This window comes from Halobellus limi (assembly GCF_004799685.1).
GTDB lineage: Archaea > Halobacteriota > Halobacteria > Halobacteriales > Haloferacaceae > Haloquadratum > Haloquadratum limi.
Genome location: NZ_CP031311.1, coordinates 1,520,736 through 1,539,193 on the forward strand (window position 1 = coordinate 1,520,736; position 18,458 = coordinate 1,539,193).

Here is an 18,458-nt window from a genome sequence, read left to right on the forward strand (position 1 = left end):
CTACACGTTCCTAAATAAATCTTGTCGTGACAGCGTCCGTGACGCTCCGTCACTCGGGATCGACGGCTGGTTCCCTCGTGCGGTCGAGCGCTGACATCCGGTCTCCTACTTTTGACTGTCTCTCCTCCCGAGGCGGTTCACCGCTCCGCCTCCACGTACGGGTTCGGCGCGACGGTCGCGGTGATCTCCGTCTGCTCGTGCGACTCGACTTTCGGGTTTTCCGACTCGCCGCCGGGTTCGCCCCACACGAGCGTCACCTCGGTTCCGGGCTCGGCGTACTCCTCGTCGACGAGCGCCAGCGAGAGCACCGCACGCTCGTTGTACGTGTACCCGAAGTACTTCGAGAGCCCGACCGTCTCCTCGCCCTTCAGCACCTCGTCGTAGTGGAACACCGCCCAGTACGGCATCGAGAGGTCGAAGTACTTGTACGTCTCTCCCTCTCGCAGCAACGAGGCGAACAGTTCCAGAACGTCCTCGTCGTCCCAGACGAGCGTCACCTTCTTTCGCTGGGACTCCTCGGTCATCGCCCGCAACGCCTCCTTCCCGACGAAGTCGTGATCGAAGTCCACGAAGCGCTCGTAACCCAGTTCGATCGGGTTGAGGTAGTACTCCGAGACGTCGTCGGCGTCGAAGCTGCCGCCCAGGGTGCTGATCGCCTCGTAGCTGTCGGCGGGGAGCCACTCGCGGTACTCCGCCATCTCGTCGCCGTAGATGGCCGGCACCGGACGGGCGATCCACCCCTTCTCCTGACCCTGGGCCTTGTAGCTCTTCTCGCCCAGCTGCCGCAGCCCGTGGTCCTCGCCGGCCGCGACGAGGGCGTCGCGGACGGTCTCGTGTTCCTCCCACGGCCCCCAGATCTCGAACCCGACGTTCGAGGCCATCGAGTGCTTCAGCGCGTGGGCGTCGACGCCCGCGATGGTCACCTCGTCGAAGTCGAAGAACGGAATGTCGGGGATCTCCCCCTCGACGGCGTCGCGCATCACGTCGAGCGCGTTCGGGCCCTGGAGCTGATACCGAAAGGTCTTGTGCGGTTCGTCCTTGTCGTGATACCGCTCGTCGGCCTCCGACATCGCGTCGTACGCGCCTTTTTCGAGGTTGTACTCGACCCAGTTGGGGGCGATCGGCGTCCCCGTGAGCTTCAACTCCTCGTCGTCGAGGTAAAACAGGATGGCGTCGCCGATGAGGTACCCGTTCGGATTACACGCGACGAACTGCTTCGCCTGTCCGGGTTCGAACCCGCTGAAGTCGTTGACGCCGAGGTCGGCGAACACGTCGAGCGCCTCCGGACCCCTCACGTACAGATCCTTCTGGTGGTGTGAGAGGTCCGAGAGACTGCAGGTCTCCCGCCAACTTCGAACCTCCTCGATCCAGTTCGTGTGCTCGGAGGGAACGGGATAGGGGTGTCGGCCCCGGTTCCGTCGGAGCAACTCCGGGGGGCTCCCGGCCGATTCGAGCGCGTCCTGGAGGCTTCGCTCGGACATACGGTCCCATCTCGGGTCACCGACTTAATAATTACTACCGATATCGGTAGTGGGCGTAAATACGTGGGAACCAGCGCGTTCGAACGCCCGGTTTCCGATTCGACTGCGGATCGACCGCTCCGGTCGTCACTTGGTCGATTCGATGATGTGGAGCGCGTCCGGATCGAAGTCGACAGACACCGTGTCGCCGACGCCGACGGCCGTCTCCGAGCGGTCCAACCGGAGCGTCAGTTCCCGCCCGTCGGGGAGTTCGCCGGTCGCCTGGATGTGCTCGCCCTGGTAGAAGAGGTTCGTCACCTCGACCTCGACCGGTCCCGAGCCAACCGGGATGTCGTCCGGTCGGACCAACACCGTCACCTCCCCGTCGGAAGTGACCGTCTCCGGCGTCTCGACGTCCTCGAACCCGAGCGAGAGCGTCCCGTCGCGCACGGTCCCCTCGAGGAGGTTCGCCGTGCCGATGAACCCCGCGACGAACTCGTTGGCCGGTTCCTCGTAGATCTCCGCCGGCGTTCCGATCTGTTCGAGGTGCCCCTCGTTCATCACCGCGATCCGGTCGCACATCGACATCGCCTGCTCCTGGTCGTGGGTGACGTACAGCGTCGTCACGCCGAGGTCGTCGAGCAACTGGCCGAGTTCCTCTCGCAGCGTCTGTTTCAACTTGGCGTCGAGCCCCGTCATCGGTTCGTCCAGGAGGAGGATGTGAGGCTCGATCGCGAGCGCTCGCGCCAGGCCGACGCGCTGTTGCTGGCCGCCCGAGAGCGTCTTCGGATTCCGGTCGGCCAACTCCTCGATGTCGAGCAGTTCGAGCAACTCGTAGGCGCGCTCTCGACGCTCGTCCTTCCCGACGCCGTGCATCTTCGGCCCGAACGTGACGTTCTTGAGCACGCTCATGTTGTTGAACAGCGCGTACGACTGGAACACCAGCCCCACGTTGCGGTTCTCCGGTGGGACGTGGGTGACGTCCTCGCCGTCGTAGCGGATCGTCCCGTCCGTCGGCGTCTCGAATCCGGCGACGAGCCGCAGCGCGGTCGTCTTCCCGCAGCCGGACGGCCCGACGATGCCCATCACCTCACCGTCGTCGATGTCGATCGAGACGTCGTTGACGGCGACTGTCGAGTCGAATCGCTTCGTGACGTGTTCGAGTGAAACTTCGGACATAGGTTAGATCCTCCGTACCGCACCGCGGTTACCGATGATCTGCAGCGCGATCGTGACCAACGCGATCAGGAGGAAGAACACCGACACCGCGGCCGCGGCGTTCAGGAACGACGCGTTGGTGATGTTGTTGAACAGGAAGATCGCCAGCGGCGGCGTCCCCCGCGAGTACACGATGTACGAGAAGTTGAACTCCGCGGCGGCGAGCGTCCAGGAGATGATCGACCCGGCGATGATACCCGTCCGGGCGTTCGGAACGATCACCGTGAGGAACGTCCGCGGCCACGACGCGCCCAGCGAGCGCGCGCTCTCTTCGATCTGCTGGAGGTCCATCGACTGGAAGCTCGACTGGACGGCCATCACCATGTACGGCGCTTTCAACAGCGAGTAGCCGATGACCAGGGCGATGCCCGACGTCGAGAGGTCGGGGTACGTCCGGAGGAACGCGACCCCCAGGATGATCCCCGGTGCCAACGGCAGGATCGCGAAGACGTTGACCCAGTCGCGCCCCCAGAAGTCGTAGCGCGCGACGGCGTAGGCGATCGGCACGCCGACGATGAGGTTGATGACGACGCCGGCCAGCGCGAGGCCGGTACTGTACGCCAGCGAGGACCCGACCGAGACGTCGGCCCCGACGCCGGTCCCGACGATGACGTCCTCCCAGTTTGCGAGGGTGACGAACCCGGTGGGGAAGACCCCGAACCAGTCGGAGGCGAAGGAGCTGACGAACGTCATCACGACCGGAAAGGCCAGGAAGAACAGCGTCAGCACCAACACGAGCGTGACGACGGGGCGGCCGAATCGAGCGGAGAGGCTGCCCCGACCGAAGCGTTCCGTCATCAGATGCTCACCTCCGCGGAGGTGTAGCGCAGCATCAGCACGGTGAACCCGAAGACGAAGACGAACCAGACGGTCGCCATCGCCGACGCCTGCGCGATGTTGAACCCCTGGGCCAATTCGCGATCGATCTGGAGCGTCCAGACGAGCAGTCCCTTCAGGATCAGGACCGTCCCGAAGATGGCCAGTCCCGTCCTGAACACCAGGATGAACGCGCCGATGACTCCCGGCTTGATCTGCGGGAGCGTGACGTAGCGGAACGTCTGTAGCGGGGTCGCGCCCAGCACTCGGGCGGCCTCCTCGGCGTCGGTGTTCACTTCGGCGTACGTCCCGCGCAGCAGCAGCAGCGCCCGCGGGATCATCGAGTAGATGTACGCGAAGAACAGTCCGCCGACGCTCGTCGCGATCGCGACGTCGATCCTCGATTGGCCCGAGAGGAAGGCGAACACGTTGCTGAGGATTCCCGTGTTACCGAACAGGATGATGATCATGAACGCCGCCACGATCCCGGGGAGGCTGTTCGGGAACGAGAGCACCGTCAGCATCACCGACTTCGCGGGGAGGGCGTACTTCTCGAGGGCGTGCGCCACGGGGACGGCGACGCAGATCGACGTGACCGTCGTCGCCGCCGCGAACCAGAGCGTGTTGAACGCGATGTTCCGGTAGTAGGGGTCCGTGACCATCGTTCGGTAGTACTCGACGGTGAACCCCTCGGTCACCAGTCGGCTCTCGGAGAAACTGATCCGGAACATCTCCGTCAGCGGGAACACGCCGGAGAACAGCAGGAGCACCGAAAACGGGAGGCAGAGCGCGATCACACGCCGTATCTCCCGCTGTCGCTCGGACGCGGGCGACACCAGCGACCCGACGGTGGTCCGAATCGACTCCACCGCCCGCGTGCCCGTCGATACTTGATCGGCCGCCATCGTTCAGATGCTGGCCCCGCGCGTGATGTCCTGAATGATGGACTCCTGCTTCTCGATGAGCTCCGTCTGATCGACGGTGAACTGCGTCTCGTCGTACCGGCTCTGCGGCGGGAACTCGTCGGGCATGTCCATCTCGGGCGCGCGGATCGGCCGCGCGTACGCGTCGAGGAAGTGCTGTTGGCCCTCGATCGAGAGGACGTAGTCCATGAACAGCTTGACGGCTTCCGGGTTCGGCGCGTTCGCGAGCATCGCGTACCCGTACAGCGCGTTGTACGCGCCGGCGTTGCCGTCGGGGCCCTCCAACAGGGCGACGCCGACCTGTTCCTCGTCGAGGTCCTCGACGTTGTACTTCAGGTCCAGTCCCGAGTAGTCGTATCGGATGAACGAGGAGTACTCCCCGCTCGTGAACTGCGCCAGGAAGTTGTCGGTGAACTCCGCGCCGCCCTCCTGGATCGTGTTGTAGTAGTCGATCACCGGCTGGACGTCGTCGAGGCTCCCGCCGTAGGCGTTGTTGATCGACAGCGCCGCCGCCAGGCCGACGGCGGCTTGCGGCGTCTGGAGGGCGAGGTCCTGCATGATGTCCGGGTGTTTGAGATCGTCCCAGGTCTCGGGCTCGTCGAGGCCGCGCTCCTCGAAGATGTCCTTCCGGTAGGTGAGCGCCGTCGTCACCTTTCGGGTCCCGGTACAGTGACCGTTGTCCGTCTTCGCGTTGTCGGGGACCTTGTCCCAGTTCGCCGGCTTGTACGCCTGCGTCAACCCGTCGTTCATCGCCTGGATCGCGAAGGTGTACCCGCCGTTGAACGCCGAGTGCGTCGGGTTCTGCGCGTGCGACCGCGCGTCCTGTAGGGCCTCCCCGGACGACCGGTCGTCGTCGTTGAGCTGCACGCCGTACTGCTCGTTGAAGGCCTCCATCACCGACGGCCAGTTCATCCACCCCGACTGCACGGCGTACACGTAGAGCTTCTCGTCGGTCGGGAAGTTGTCCGAACAGACCGTCGTCTGGGAGTCGCCGTAGCCGACCTCGTAGGTCTCGCCGGAACAGCTACCGCCGCCTCCGTCTCCACTTCCGTCGCCCGAGTCACCACCGCTTCCGTCGCCGCCTCCGTCTCCGCTTCCGTCGCCGCTGCCGCCGCCCATACAGCCTGCCAGGCTTCCGCCGATGATTGCACCGCTCGATGCGAGGACCTTTCGACGCGTTGTTGGATCGTTCATTGGTACCATAGCGAGCGTCAGTAAAGCGGTTTGTGACAAATTGTGATAAATTTATTGGTAGTCGGACCGGATATATATCCGGTTTTGTAGGGATAGAGGGTCTGTATCGACTACTTTCTCGATATCGTTTCCTACGGCTATGTTTCACTATGTATTGCCTACCGAACCATCGCTACTCGGAACCCCGTCTCTCTCGCGTAGATCCACTCTTACCCCCGCGTACTCACCCGACGGACGTAAGTTACGCACGCTTACCTAATTGCGTATAAAATTCGGTTCCGGATTTCGACCGATCGAAGCGGTAGTCGGCCGCTCACGCCGACTCCTCTGGTCTCTTACCGCCGAGCGCCATCGACGGGGGTGGCCTCGGCGGTACAAAGTGAGAGTGATCAGTACCAGACCGCCTAGCTCATCCGCGCCACCGTCTCGACGACGTCTCGCCAACGCCGGTACGCGTCGGTGACGGCCGCCGAATCGCCGGTCGGCGAGAACGTCCGTCCGTTCGGTCGGCAGGGTTCGAGGTCGTCGAGCGACCCCCAGACGCCCGCCGCTAGCCCCGCGGCGAAGCACGCACCGAGCGCGGTCGTCTGCGTCACGTTCGATCTGACCAGCGGTCGGTCGATCAGATCGGCCTGACACTGGGCGAACTCGTCGTTCTGGATCGCCCCGCCGTCGACGAGGAGGCGGTCCTGAGCGACGCCCGTCGCCGCCTCGGCAGCCTCGACCACCGCGCGCGTCCCGAACCCGATCGCCTCGACGGCCGCCCGCAACACGTCGTCGCGGTCGGTGTCTCTGTGCAATCCGAACACGCCGCCCCTGGCGCCCGGGACCCAGTCCGGCGCGCCGAGGCCGCCGAACGCCGGCACGAAGTGGACGGCCTCCTCGCGCTCCGTACACCCGGGCTGATCCAGTTCGGCGGCGTCTTCGAGTAGTCCGACCGTCCGTAGCCACTCCAGGACCGCGCCCGTCGCGAACACCGGCCCTTCGAGGCCGTAGTACGGATCCTCCCCCGCCCGCTGGAACCAGATCGTCGTCAGCAACTCCCCGTCGGCCTCGACGGGTTCGGTGCCGGTGTTCTGCAGAAAGAAGTTCCCCGTCCCGTAGGTGACCTTCGCGTTGCTCTCCGTGCAAGCGACCCGTCCGAGCAGCGCGGCCTGCTGATCGCCCATCACGCCCGTCACCGGCACTGCGGCGTTGAGGACGCCGTCGGGATCGGTCACGCCGAACCCCTCGGGGTCGCTGGAGGGTCGAACCGTCGGAAGCGCCGGTCTGGGAACGTCGAACAGCGCGAGGAGGTCGTCGTCCCACTCGCGTCCGCGGATGTCGAAGAGCATCGTCTGTGCGGCGTTCGTGACGTCCGTCACGTGTCTCCCGGTGAGGTTGTAGCACAGCCACGAGTCGACGGTGCCGAGCAGGACCTCCCCGCGCGCTGCCCGTTCTCGCAGGTCGGCGTCCCGGCGGCCGTCGTCGTGTCCTGCTGCGCCTTCGTCCGCGTCGGCTCCCCGGTCTCGATCGGCTCTCCTCTCGCTTCGTCCGGATTTCTGTCCGTTCGGACCTGCTCTCTCCCCGCTCCGTCCGGCTTCCTGTTCGCCCCGACCGGCTTTCTGCGCTCCATCGCCGCCCTCGTCGAGGAGCCACTTGATCTTCGGCGCGGCGAAGTACGCGTCCGGTTCCAACCCCGTGCGGTCGCGGATCAGCCGCCGTTCCTCGTCGTCGAGCGCCTGGATCTGCGCCGTCGTCCGGCGGTCCCGCCAACTCAGCGCGCTGGTGCAGGGCCGTCCCGACTCGGCGTCCCACAGGAGGACGGTCTGTCGCTGACTCGAGATACCGAGCGCGCGCAACTCCGCGGCGTCGAGGTCGGCCCCGGCGAGTCCGCGGCGGATCGCGTCCGTCGCACACCCCCACAGCCGCAGCGGGTCGTATTCGATCCTGCCGGCGCCGGCCGTCTGCGGTTGATGGCCCGTGAACGCTTCGGAGATCGGGGTCCCGCTCTCGTCGAAGATGACGAACCGGGTCCCGCTGGTCCCCTGATCGAGGGCCCCGAGGTGAGACGTTCCGCTCATCAGTCTCTGAGGGCCGTGAACAGCCGCTCGGAGAAATTCAGCCCGACACCGCTCGGCCGACGCCCCGTCATCCGCGAGCCGACGGCCACCTCGTGTCGCTCCAGCACGCCGCGCTGTGCGAGTTCGTACAGGAGCCGTTTGACCGTCCCGCCGGTCAGGTCCGTCCGCGCTGCGATCCGTTCGGCGGCGGTCTCGATTCTGACCTCGCCGTGGAGCGCCCGCTCGACCAACTGCTCTAACACGAGTTGCTCGTTCTCCGAGAGGGCCAGCACCGTCCCGATCGGAACGCCGCCGAGCGGGACGGCCGCGGTCCCGGCGTCGATGTCCTCGTCGCGGAGTCGGGTCGCCCCGTCCGCCTCCGCGTTGGCCGCGGCCACGAAGAGCGCCGCCAGGGCGTCGTGGGCGTCGCCGTCGGCCCACTCGGCGAGCCGCTGGGCGTGCACGTGATCGAGCGTCTGCGACAGCCCGCGCGAGCCCCGGACGGTGAGGACGTCGACCAGCTCGTAGGTGTACCCCGGGACGTGGACCTGCTGCTCCGGGATGGGGAGCGATAGCTCCTCGGGCGACGTTCGGCCCACGCCGATCCACGCCAGGTCGTCGAACGGCTCGAAGGTGGCGTACAGATCCGCCAGGTCGGGCGTTCCGGCTTCTCCGAGGTGGTCGACGGCGACGAGGACCGTCTCGCTCGTGTCGGTGACGTCGGCGATCCGTTCCCGGAGCGCGTCGGTGCTGATGCCGCGCTCGGGGACGCTTTCGACGAGGAGGCTGTCGAGTAACTCCCGGTAGAGCCGGAACCGACTCGTCGCCCGCCGCGCGTCCAGGTAGACGAAGAGCACGTCCGGGCGGTCGCTCCCCCCGCGCGTGGCGGTGTAAAACGGCTCTTTTCCGGTCACCTCGGCGTCGAGCGCCGAGACGAGCGCCGTCACGATGGCGGACTTCCCCGACCCCCGCGGCCCCCAGACGTAGGTGTTGGGTGGGACGGCCCGATCGAAGAGGGGGTCGACCGCGTTCAACAACGCCTCGAAGAGCGTTTCTCGTCCGACCGGCTCCGAGAGGTGCACTGCGGGATTCAGCGCGTCGCGGTCGACGACGAGTTCGTTCTTGCTCCGCCGGGTTCGCCGCCGTTCGATGCGCTCTGTGAGATCCATAGGCTAACGGTGAATTACACAGTACACGGACCACCGTGCGTAAAACTCTTTTTGCTAGCGCACTCCCGCGAGCCGTCGGAAACCCGACTTCGACCCCGATGCGCGCCGAGGTGGCCTCGACGGCCCGACGTCAGGACCACTCGGAGGTCCGCTCGCGGACGCGCTCGAACGTCCGCTCGGCCCACGACACGAACTCCTCGTCGGAAGCGTCCGCGCTCGCGACCAGGTTCCCGCCGTCGTCGTACGCCCCCAGGTAGGCGTGTCCGTCGACGATCATCAACCCGGATTCCAGCGACTCCCGGGCGACGTACAGCGTGAACCCGTCCAGCTCTTCCGCCCGTTCGAGGGCCTCCGGATACTCGGAGGCCGACGTCGTGAGGACGTCCCTGTCGACGATCAACTGAACGTCCGTCTCCGGCCGGATCACGCGGCCGGCGGCCCGGTTGAACACGCGGCTCACGATCGGCGTGATCCCGTGGAACTGTTCGACGGGCTCGTCGCCGACGACCGCGAGAAAGCGGTCGATCGGCGCGTGCGGGTTTTCGGTCGTCGCCTGCGCGTACGTCACCTCCGAGAGGGTTTCACAGTCGATCCGTTCCGAGATCGTTCCGAGGTTCGCCAGCAGATTCCGGAACCGGTTCGAGGCGACCACACACCGCTCGAACTCGTCGTATCCGCCGGCCACCAGCTCCCCCGCGCGCGTGAGACGATATCCCTCCTCGGTGGAGACCTTCTCCGCCCAGCCCCGTTCGACGAACGCGCTCACCGCTCGCTGTGCCGTCTCGCGGGCACACGAACACTCCTCGGCCAGTTCGGTCGGACGGGCGGCCTCCGCACGCAGCGCTCGGAGGACATCGACTCTGACCTCCGATCCGGCCAGGAACGCGATGTCGTCGCGCGCGTTCATCGCACCACGCCGTTCGGTTCGGCCGTCATCGCGATATCCACTCGCCTTCCAGACGGTTCGCTCGTCGTTACCCCAGCAGACCCAGGTCGTCGATCCGCTTTACGATCTCCTCGACTGCGGTCTTCGCGTCGTCGGTTCGCTTGCCCCCGGTGATGACGATCTTTCCGGAGCCGAAGAGCAGGATGACGACCTCGGGTTCGTCCATCCGGTACACGAGGCCCGGGAACTGCTCGGGTTCGTACTCGACGTCTTCGAGGCCGAGACCGATCGCGAGCGCGTTCAGGTTCAGGTTGTGTCCCAGATCCGCGCTGGAGACGATGTTCTGGACGGTGATCTCGGGGTCCTCGTCGACGGGAATGCTCAGGCCGCGGAGCTTCTCGAAGATGATCCCGAGCGCCTCGTGGACGTCGTCGATGCTCTTTGCGCCCGTGCAGACGATCTTCCCCGATCGGAAGATGAGCGCCGCCGCCTTCGGCTCCTGAGTCCGATAGACGAGGCCGGGAAAGTTGTCCGGGTTGAAATCCGCTCCGGGCAGGTCCTCGGCGAGGGCCTCGAGATCGAGCTCTTGGCCGATACCGGTCGATGCGACAACGTTCTGAATCTCGATTGAATCTGCCGGCGCACTCATGCTCTGTCGGATTATCTTCCCCCTCCCTTATAAAGGCCCCCGTTATAAAGAGGGCGATTCGGCAACGGGGAGCGAGAAGGCGCTTAACGCGTCCGGGCGCGGGTGCGAAATCGGTCTGGGGGACGCCCGTGCGGCTCCGTCGGGGACCTCCCACACTATCGTAGCGTTTGCAAGTCTTCACTCACTCGATCGCACGCTGTCGTGCGATCGGACGAGCAATTAGTTGCAAACGCTACTACAATCCCCTTCGCTCGTTCGTGTTTCCTGCCCGCCCACGCGCGAAACACGATAAATAGTGGTCTCGTATCACTGGTCAAACGTTCACCTCCCTCCGTTTCGACTGTCCGTTGTTAGACGATCACACATATCTTCCACAATTTTTCGAAAATCGTTCGAGATCAACGAGGTTAAGTACAACCCACGCATCAGACAGTAATGCGAAGAACACTACGCGACTGCGGGCGGTTGAACTCCGTCCGCGCTCGCTCTCCGACTCCCGCGGCGATCGACGCTGCGAGTCGGATCGGATTCAACGGGTTTATACCCGTACGCCGATTCGACTGAGTCGGACACGGAATGAGGATTCCACCCCTGCGGTCCGCCGTACAGATGGGATCTGATGTTAGCCTTGGTGGTTCGGTGACACCTGTCTGGTGTCTCCCGAACCACTGAACGGACCACGCAATGACGATTGGTGATTCTCCCCTCATCCGAGGGGAAAATCCCGCCACACCCCTCCCCCTTACGGGGGAGACCCATTCCGGTTGATCCTGCCGGAGGCCATTGCTATCGGAGTCCGATTTAGCCATGCTAGTCGCACGAGTTCACACTCGTGGCAGATAGCTCAGTAACACGTGGCCAACCTACCCTACAGAGACGAATAACCTCGGGAAACTGAGGCTAACTCGTCATAGAACTCCCATGCTGGAACGCCGGGAGTCACAAACACTACGGTGCTGTAGGATGAGGCTGCGGCCGATTAGGTAGACGGTGGGGTAACGGCCCACCGTGCCCATAATCGGTACGGGTTGTGAGAGCAAGAGCCCGGAGACGGAATCTGAGACAAGATTCCGGGCCCTACGGGGCGCAGCAGGCGCGAAACCTTTACACTGCACGCCAGTGCGATAAGGGGACTCCGAGTGCGAGGGCATATCGTCCTCGCTTTTGTGTACCGTAGGGCGGTACACGAACAAGAGCTGGGCAAGACCGGTGCCAGCCGCCGCGGTAATACCGGCAGCTCAAGTGATGGCCAATCTTATTGGGCCTAAAGCGTCCGTAGCTGGCCCTGAAAGTCCGTCGGGAAATCCACACGCTCAACGTGTGGGCGTCCGGCGGAAACTTCAGGGCTTGGGACCGGAAGGCTCGAGAGGTACGTCCGGGGTAGGAGTGAAATCCCGTAATCCCGAACGGACCACCGATGGCGAAAGCATCTCGAGAAGACGGATCCGACAGTGAGGGACGAAAGCTAGGGTCTCGAACCGGATTAGATACCCGGGTAGTCCTAGCCGTAAACGATGTTCGCTAGGTGTGGCACAGGCTACGCGCCTGTGCTGTGCCGTAGGGAAGCCGAGAAGCGAACCGCCTGGGAAGTACGTCTGCAAGGATGAAACTTAAAGGAATTGGCGGGGGAGCACTACAACCGGAGGAGCCTGCGGTTTAATTGGACTCAACGCCGGACATCTCACCAGCTCCGACTACAGTAATGACGGTCAGGTTGATGACCTCATCACGAGCTGTAGAGAGGAGGTGCATGGCCGCCGTCAGCTCGTACCGTGAGGCGTCCTGTTAAGTCAGGCAACGAGCGAGACCCGCACTCCTAATTGCCAGCAGCAGTTTCGACTGGCTGGGTACATTAAGAGGACTGCCAGTGCCAAACTGGAGGAAGGAACGGGCAACGGTAGGTCAGTATGCCCCGAATGAGCTGGGCTACACGCGGGCTACAATGGTCAAGACAATGGGTTGCAACCTCGAAAGAGGGCGCTAATCTCCGAAACTTGATCGTAGTTCGGATTGCGGGCTGAAACTCGCCCGCATGAAGCTGGATTCGGTAGTAATCGCATTTCACAAGAATGCGGTGAATACGTCCCTGCTCCTTGCACACACCGCCCGTCAAAGCACCCGAGTGAGGTCCGGATGAGGCCATTTCACAATGGTCGAATCTGGGCTTCGCAAGGGGGCTTAAGTCGTAACAAGGTAGCCGTAGGGGAATCTGCGGCTGGATCACCTCCTACAGACCGGGACTAGGCCGCCGCGCCTAGCCCACTTTCACTCATCGCGTGATCCCGTTCAGGATTCGACAGACGCCAGACAGGCACCTAAGAACCACCAAGGCTAACACGGGCCCGTAGCTCAGCGGTAGAGCACCTCCTTTGCAAGGAGGACGCCCTGGGTTCAAATCCCAGCGGGTCCATCACCCACTCCACTCGAACACAGAACGAGTCCCTTAAGTGGGACAGTCTACTCGACTGGAGTGGACACGAACTGATGCACTATCCCGTGAAAACGCGGATAGGAAGGGTTCGACGGACGCTCCGGCAGCCACCGGACGTTCAATGACGACCATTGTACGCGCGCAATCCAGACGCCCACTGAACCCGTCCACCGAGGACGGACACATTGTGGACGTCTCAGATCACCAACTCAACTGCAATTCAACTTGCAACCAACAGCAAACAGTCGTCTACGCGTGACACACGTCACGTTCGTAGACGAGTCGTAACCACACGACACTCAAACTGGCTACTGTACTGGCTGGTGAATGGCTCGGCTCGAGAGCCGACGACGGACGTGCCAAGCTGCGAAAAGCCCGAGGGAGTCGCACGGAGACTAAGAACTCGGGATCTCCGAATGGGAATCCCCACCGCAATTGCTTCGCGCAATGGGGAACGCTCCGAATTGAAACATCTCAGTAGGAGCAGGAACAGAAAGCAAACGCGATGTCGTTACTAACCGCGAGTGAACGCGACACAGTCCAAACCGAATCCCTCACGGGAAATGTGGTGTTCGGACTGGTCACAACGAAACACAACTTCACGAGAAATCTCCTGGAACGGAGTACGATACAGGGTGACAGTCCCGTATCGTGAACGCGTGTTTCCGGACCAACTCCAGAGTAGCGGGGATTGGATATTCCTCGTGACTACCGCAGGCATCAACTGCGAAGACTAAATCACTCCTCGAGACCGATAGCGAACAAGTAGCGTGAGCGAACGCTGAAAAGCACCCCGAACAGGGCGGTGCAATAGGGCCTGAACTCAGTCAGTGATAGAACGACGAGGCATACAAGGTCCTCGAATAAACGACCGTGGGGCGACCCACCAGTAGGACTTCGAGGAAGCCGGTGTCGCGTCGTGCGTTTTGAAAAACGACCCAGGGAGTGCATTATCGAGGCAAGCCTAACTGGATCATCCAGGCAGGCACAGGGAAACCGACATGGCCGCAGTCCTTCCGGACCAGGGCCGCCGTGTTCAAGCGCGGGGAGTCCCGATGATGCGACCCGAAACCGAGTGATCTACGCGCGAGCAAGGTGAAGCGTGGCGAAAGCTGCGTGGAGGCCTGAAGGGATGGTGTCCTACAATACCCTCCTCTGACTCGTGCGTAGGGGTGAAAGGCCCATCGAACTCGGCAACAGCTGGTTCCAGCCGAAACATGTCGAAGCATGACCTCGATCGAGGTAGTCTGCGAGGTAGAGCGACCGATTGGAAGTCCCGCCTCCGAGAGGAGTCGGCCTTCCTGTCAAACTCCGAACTTGCAGACGCCACAGACGTCGGGAATCCGGTATGCGGGGTAAGCCTGTGTACCGTGAGGGAGACAACCCAGAGCCGGGTTAAGGTCCCCAAGTGTAGATTAAGTGCGATCGAAGGTGGTCTCGAGCCCTAAACAGCCGGGAGGTGAGCTTAGAAGCAGCTACCCTCTAAGAAAAGCGTAACAGCTTACCGGCCGAGGTTCGAGGCGCCCAAAATGATCGGGGCTCAAATCTACCACCGAGACCTGGCAGCGTCCTTCACCGGACGACCTAGTAGGCTTGGCGTACTGTACGGGCGGAAGCACGGGCGAGAGCTCGCGTGGACCGTATAGTAACGAAAATCCTGGTCACAGTAGCAGCGAGAGTCGGGTGAGACCCCCGACGGCCAAACGAGCAAGGGTTCCTCGGCACTGCTAATCAGCCGAGGGTTAGTCGGTCCTAAGTCCCGCCGTAATTCGACCGGGACAACCAGGGAAACTGGTTAATATTCCAGTACCACCGTGCATATTGTCGACGCTTTGGGAAACAGCGAGCGGGGCCTTCGCCCCGTCGAATCGTGGAACATCGTGGAAACCGTAACGGTACGAAGCGATCGAATCACGAGACAGCGCAAGTCGCTGGTACCGAGAGCCCGTGAAAAGACGCACGGCGACCGTACCGAGATCCGACACAGGTGCTCAGGCAGCGAAAGCCACGGCCCGTCGGGAGCAACCGGCGTTAGGGAATTCGGCAAGTTAGTCCCGTACCTTCGGAAGAAGGGATACCTGCTTTTGACCGAGCAGGTCGCAGTGACTCGGACGCTCCGACTGTCTAGTAACAACATAGGTGACCGCAAATCCGCAAGGACTCGTACGGTCACTGAATCCTGCCCAGTGCGGGTATCTGAACACCTCGTACAAGAGGACGAAGGACCCGTCAACGGCGGGGGTAACTATGACCCTCTTAAGGTAGCGTAGTACCTTGCCGCTTCAGTAGCGGCTTGCATGAATGGATCAACGAGAGCGTCACTGTCCCAACGCTGGGCCCGGTGAACTGTACGTTCCAGTGCGGAGTCTGGAGACCCCCAAGGGGAAGCGAAGACCCTATAGAGCTTTACTGCAGGCTGTCGCTGAGACGTGGTCGCTGATGTGCAGCATAGGTAGGAGACGTTACACAGGTACCCGCGCTAGCGGGCCACCGAGTCACACGTGAAATACTACCCGTTAGTGACTGCGACTCTCACTCCTGGCGGAGGACACCGGTAGCCGGGCAGTTTGACTGGGGCGGTACGCGCTCGAAAAGATATCGAGCGCGCCCAAAGATTTCCTCACCCGGGTCGGAAACCCGGAGAAGAGCGCAAGAGCACACGGAAGTCTGACAGTGATCTTCCCAACGAGGATCGCTGACGCGAAAGCGTGGTCTAGCGAACCAACGAGGCTCCTGGATGGGGCCCGTTGATGACAGAAAAGCTACCTTAGGGATAACAGAGTCGTCACTCGCAAGAGCACATATCGACCGAGTGGCTTGCTACCTCGATGTCGGTTCCCTCCATCCTGCCTGTGCAGAAGCAGGCAAGGGTGAGGTTGTTCGCCTATTAAAGGAGGTCGTGAGCTGGGTTTAGACCGTCGTGAGACAGGTCGGCTGCTATCTATTGGGGGTGTTTTGGTACTTGAGAGGAACGGTCGTATAGTACGAGAGGAACTACGACTGGGTGCCGCTGGTGTATCGGTTGTCCGAGAGGGCAGATGCCGAGCAGCCACGCACCACGGGGTAAGAGCTGAACGCATCTAAGCTCGAAACCCACCTCAAAAAGAAGTACCACCGAGGACACTCGTAGAAGACGAGTTAGATAGACTCGGGGTGTACGCACCGAGGCAACGAGGTGTTAAGCCCGCGAGCACTAACAGTCCAAAGCCACACTCATACCACGAGAATACAGTGTCGTGGCAGTGTTCTGCATAGAACACACGGTTACGAAACTGTTGGACGTGGGTGGTGGTCCGAGACTATCACACTGAAGTCCACTCCGTGGACGGGTTCAGGCGGAAGCTGGATTGCGCGCGATACAATGGTTACCGTACGCTACGCGATGGCTGATGACCGACGACGGTCACTGTCTTCGGTACACCGGAGACCGAAGAGAGCACGTGGTTCGAGTCCACGAGTCGGCGTTAAGGCGGCCAGAGCGGCAGGGCGACACCCGTACCCATCCCGAACACGGAAGTTAAGCCTGCCAGCGTGTCAGCAAGTACTGGAGTGAGCGATCCTCTGGGAACACTGGCTCGCCGCCTCCCACTCATATTCCGATACTCGAGCGCCCGCGAGACAGCGAGTCTCGTGGGCGCTCTGCATTTCGAACGGGATCGACGAGTCGCTACTCTCTCCGACGACCGCGGACAGACGGTGGCTCGCACCCACACTTGACCGGCTGTCGTCGTACGGTCGGACAAGGGATAGGCGCGCGCGAGCGAACGGGTGGTCGTTTTCGGCCCGAACCACGGACGATATCGACGACGACCTCTCCCATCACTGTTCGACCCAGACAGAGCGACGTTTAACGCGATTAAATCGGGTTAATCCGGGAGAAGACGGCCTGAGCGAGTTCCCTTTTTATGTGGTAATCGTCGCAAAGAGCGGACGCAATGAACGCAAAGCGAACACTCACGATCGCCCTGATGATCGCAGTCGTCGGGATGGCCGCGTTCCCGATGGCCGCGAGCGCAGCGTCCCTCTCGGTCGGTGTCGACCAACAACCCGAGACAGGCGAGGCGGTCGTCACGGTCACGGACAACGGAACCGCGGTCGAGAACGCCACCGTCGAGGTGACGTCCGACTCGGCGTACGCCGGTAACGGCACGTACGAGACGGACGCGGACGGAACCGTCACCTTGTCCGATCCGAACGAGACGGTGACGGTGCAGGTGAACGCGACGGCGGACAACGCGACCGCGAGTAGCGAAGCCGAACTGGTACCCCACGAGGAGTCCCTCGAACTCTCCGTGAGCCAGGCCGAGGACGGCACGGCCACGGTGACCGTCACGCAGTACGACGAGGCGGTCGAGAACGCCACCGTCGAGGTCTCGTCGGATTCGAACTACACCGATAACGGGACGTACGAAACCGACGAGAACGGCGAGGTCGACCTGTCCGCACCCAACGAGACGGTGACGGTGCAGGTGGACGCGACGGCCAACGGCGCGAACGCGAGCGGTGAATTCGAGCTCGTGTCGCTCGAAGACTCCCTCGACGTCTCAGCGAGCCAGACCGACGACGGGACGGTGAGCGTCGAGGTCACCCAGTACGGCGCTCCGGTCGAGAACGCGACCGTCGAGGCCGAAGGCGCGGAGAACTACTCGGCGACGGCCACCACCGACGAGAACGGCACCGCGGCGTTCGAACAGCCCGAGGACGACCAGGAAGTGACCGTGACCGCGCAGGTCGATAACCTCACCGCGGAGACGACGCTCGCCGTCGACGGATCGGCCCGGCTCGACGTCAGCGCCGACCAGCGGACGGACGGCGTCTTCGTGACGGTCACGCACGGGTCCGACGCCGTTTCCAACGCGACGGTCGACGTCGCGGTCGAGGGCGACGGCGAGTACTCGGGCACGGGCACCTACGCGACCGACGAGAGCGGTGAGGTCGCCCTCCCGCTGCCCCAGGAGAACGTCACGATCAGCGTGACCGCGACGGCCGACAACGAGACGGCCACGACGACGACGGACCTGACCGTCGAGTTCGTCGAGGAGCAGGGGCCGTTCGGACTGGCGGTCTCCCAGTTCGTCAGCGCGCTGCAGTCGGCCGGCTTCGACGGCCCGCCGGGACAGGCGATCTCGGACTTCGTGACCGGGAACAACCCCGGTAACGCCGACGGCGCGCCCGGCCAGTCCGGTGACGCTCCGGGTCAGTCCGGCGAGGCTCCCGGCCGGGACGACGGCGACGACGACGATGACGGAAACGAGACCGACACCGAGAGCGAGGACGACGCCCCCGGCCGGTCCGGTGACGCGCCCGGACGGTCCGACGACGCACCGGGCCGGGACGACGGCAATGACGAAAACGGCGACGCTGACGACGAAGACGGCGGCCCCGCCGCGAACGGCGGAAACGGCAACGGTAACGGACCGGCGAACGCCAGCGAGCGCGGCGGCCCGGACGACGGTGACGACGCGGAGGACGACGACTCCGAGGAGCGTGAGGAGTCCGAAGACGAGGCGGCCGACGACGAGGAAGACGAGGCAGCTGACGGCGACGAAGACGAGGACGAAGAGGAAGATGACGATGAAGATGACGATGAAGACGACGACGCGGACGAATCAGGCGGCTCGGACGGCGCTCCGGGCAACTCCGGGAACGCTCCCGGTCGCAACTAGCTGA

10 protein-coding genes, 1 tRNA gene and 3 rRNA genes are annotated in these 18,458 nt (G+C 63.2%); 5 read left to right on the forward strand and 9 right to left on the reverse strand.

Annotated features, from left to right (window positions below; translation table 11 throughout):
• Positions 1–137 precede the first annotated feature (137 nt).
• The 9 genes from DV707_RS07675 to DV707_RS07715 all read right to left on the reverse strand — a co-directional run bounded on the left by DV707_RS07675 (position 138) and on the right by DV707_RS07715 (position 10,357).
• Positions 138–1,481 carry an aminomethyltransferase family protein gene (locus DV707_RS07675; protein ID WP_103989848.1) on the reverse strand — a complete coding sequence of 448 codons (1,344 nt, stop codon included), beginning with the start codon at positions 1,479–1,481 and terminating at the stop codon, positions 138–140.
• Between the two features lie 126 nt (positions 1,482–1,607).
• Positions 1,608–2,639: an ABC transporter ATP-binding protein gene (locus DV707_RS07680; RefSeq protein WP_103989847.1), complete on the reverse strand. Its 1,032-nt coding sequence runs from the start codon at positions 2,637–2,639 to the stop codon at positions 1,608–1,610.
• Between the two features lie 3 nt (positions 2,640–2,642).
• Entirely contained in the window at positions 2,643–3,476 is an 834-nt protein-coding gene (locus DV707_RS07685) for an ABC transporter permease (protein WP_103989846.1), read from the reverse strand.
• A complete protein-coding gene (locus tag DV707_RS07690; RefSeq protein WP_103989845.1) occupies positions 3,476–4,399 on the reverse strand; it encodes an ABC transporter permease in 924 nt (307 codons plus the stop codon). The genes DV707_RS07685 and DV707_RS07690 overlap by 1 nt, the downstream gene beginning before the upstream one ends.
• A 3-nt stretch (positions 4,400–4,402) precedes the next feature.
• Positions 4,403–5,536 carry an extracellular solute-binding protein gene (locus tag DV707_RS07695; RefSeq protein WP_327328787.1) on the reverse strand — a complete coding sequence of 378 codons (1,134 nt, stop codon included), beginning with the start codon at positions 5,534–5,536 and terminating at the stop codon, positions 4,403–4,405.
• Positions 5,537–6,015: 479 nt separating this feature from the next.
• Positions 6,016–7,674 (reverse strand): FGGY family carbohydrate kinase, encoded by a 1,659-nt coding sequence (locus tag DV707_RS07700; RefSeq protein ID WP_103989843.1) that lies wholly within the window; start codon positions 7,672–7,674, stop codon positions 6,016–6,018.
• A complete protein-coding gene (locus DV707_RS07705; RefSeq protein WP_103989842.1) occupies positions 7,674–8,822 on the reverse strand; it encodes a Cdc6/Cdc18 family protein in 1,149 nt (382 codons plus the stop codon). The genes DV707_RS07700 and DV707_RS07705 overlap by 1 nt, the downstream gene beginning before the upstream one ends.
• A gap of 130 nt (positions 8,823–8,952) precedes the next feature.
• Complete coding sequence (locus tag DV707_RS07710; protein ID WP_103989841.1) at positions 8,953–9,729, reverse strand: helix-turn-helix transcriptional regulator; 777 nt, start codon at positions 9,727–9,729, stop codon at positions 8,953–8,955.
• A gap of 67 nt (positions 9,730–9,796) precedes the next feature.
• Positions 9,797–10,357 (reverse strand): TATA-box-binding protein, encoded by a 561-nt coding sequence (locus DV707_RS07715; RefSeq protein WP_089769931.1) that lies wholly within the window; start codon positions 10,355–10,357, stop codon positions 9,797–9,799.
• A 757-nt stretch (positions 10,358–11,114) separates the two neighbouring features.
• On the opposite strand from DV707_RS07715, the gene DV707_RS07720 reads away from it, so the two are divergent.
• The 5 genes from DV707_RS07720 (at position 11,115) to DV707_RS07740 (ending at position 18,454) form a co-directional block, all read left to right on the forward strand.
• Positions 11,115–12,586: ribosomal RNA gene (locus DV707_RS07720) — 16S ribosomal RNA — on the forward strand.
• 109 nt (positions 12,587–12,695) lie between these two features.
• Positions 12,696–12,767 (forward strand) — tRNA-Ala (locus DV707_RS07725).
• Between the two features lie 320 nt (positions 12,768–13,087).
• Positions 13,088–16,004, forward strand: a 23S ribosomal RNA gene (locus DV707_RS07730).
• A 249-nt stretch (positions 16,005–16,253) separates the two neighbouring features.
• A 5S ribosomal RNA gene (gene rrf / locus DV707_RS07735) occupies positions 16,254–16,375 on the forward strand.
• The 16S, 23S and 5S rRNA genes sit together here with 1 tRNA gene alongside, the layout of an rRNA operon.
• 348 nt (positions 16,376–16,723) lie before the next feature.
• Positions 16,724–18,454, forward strand: coding sequence for a hypothetical protein (locus DV707_RS07740; protein ID WP_103992003.1), 1,731 nt, complete (start codon positions 16,724–16,726; stop codon positions 18,452–18,454).
• Positions 18,455–18,458 lie beyond the last annotated feature (4 nt).

Excerpts from the sequence above, each read along its gene's own strand:
- DV707_RS07675 (WP_103989848.1), bottom strand. The coding sequence starts at position 1,481 with ATGTCCGAGCGAAGCCTCCAGGACGCGCTCGAATCGGCCGGGAGCCCC.
- DV707_RS07680 (WP_103989847.1), bottom strand. The coding sequence starts at position 2,639 with ATGTCCGAAGTTTCACTCGAACACGTCACGAAGCGATTCGACTCGACA.
- DV707_RS07685 (WP_103989846.1), bottom strand. The coding sequence starts at position 3,476 with ATGACGGAACGCTTCGGTCGGGGCAGCCTCTCCGCTCGATTCGGCCGC.
- DV707_RS07690 (WP_103989845.1), bottom strand. The coding sequence starts at position 4,399 with ATGGCGGCCGATCAAGTATCGACGGGCACGCGGGCGGTGGAGTCGATT.
- DV707_RS07695 (WP_327328787.1), bottom strand. The coding sequence starts at position 5,536 with ATGGGCGGCGGCAGCGGCGACGGAAGCGGAGACGGAGGCGGCGACGGA.
- DV707_RS07700 (WP_103989843.1), bottom strand. The coding sequence starts at position 7,674 with ATGAGCGGAACGTCTCACCTCGGGGCCCTCGATCAGGGGACCAGCGGG.
- DV707_RS07705 (WP_103989842.1), bottom strand. The coding sequence starts at position 8,822 with ATGGATCTCACAGAGCGCATCGAACGGCGGCGAACCCGGCGGAGCAAG.
- DV707_RS07710 (WP_103989841.1), bottom strand. The coding sequence starts at position 9,729 with ATGAACGCGCGCGACGACATCGCGTTCCTGGCCGGATCGGAGGTCAGA.
- DV707_RS07715 (WP_089769931.1), bottom strand. The coding sequence starts at position 10,357 with ATGAGTGCGCCGGCAGATTCAATCGAGATTCAGAACGTTGTCGCATCG.
- DV707_RS07740 (WP_103992003.1), top strand. The coding sequence starts at position 16,724 with ATGAACGCAAAGCGAACACTCACGATCGCCCTGATGATCGCAGTCGTC.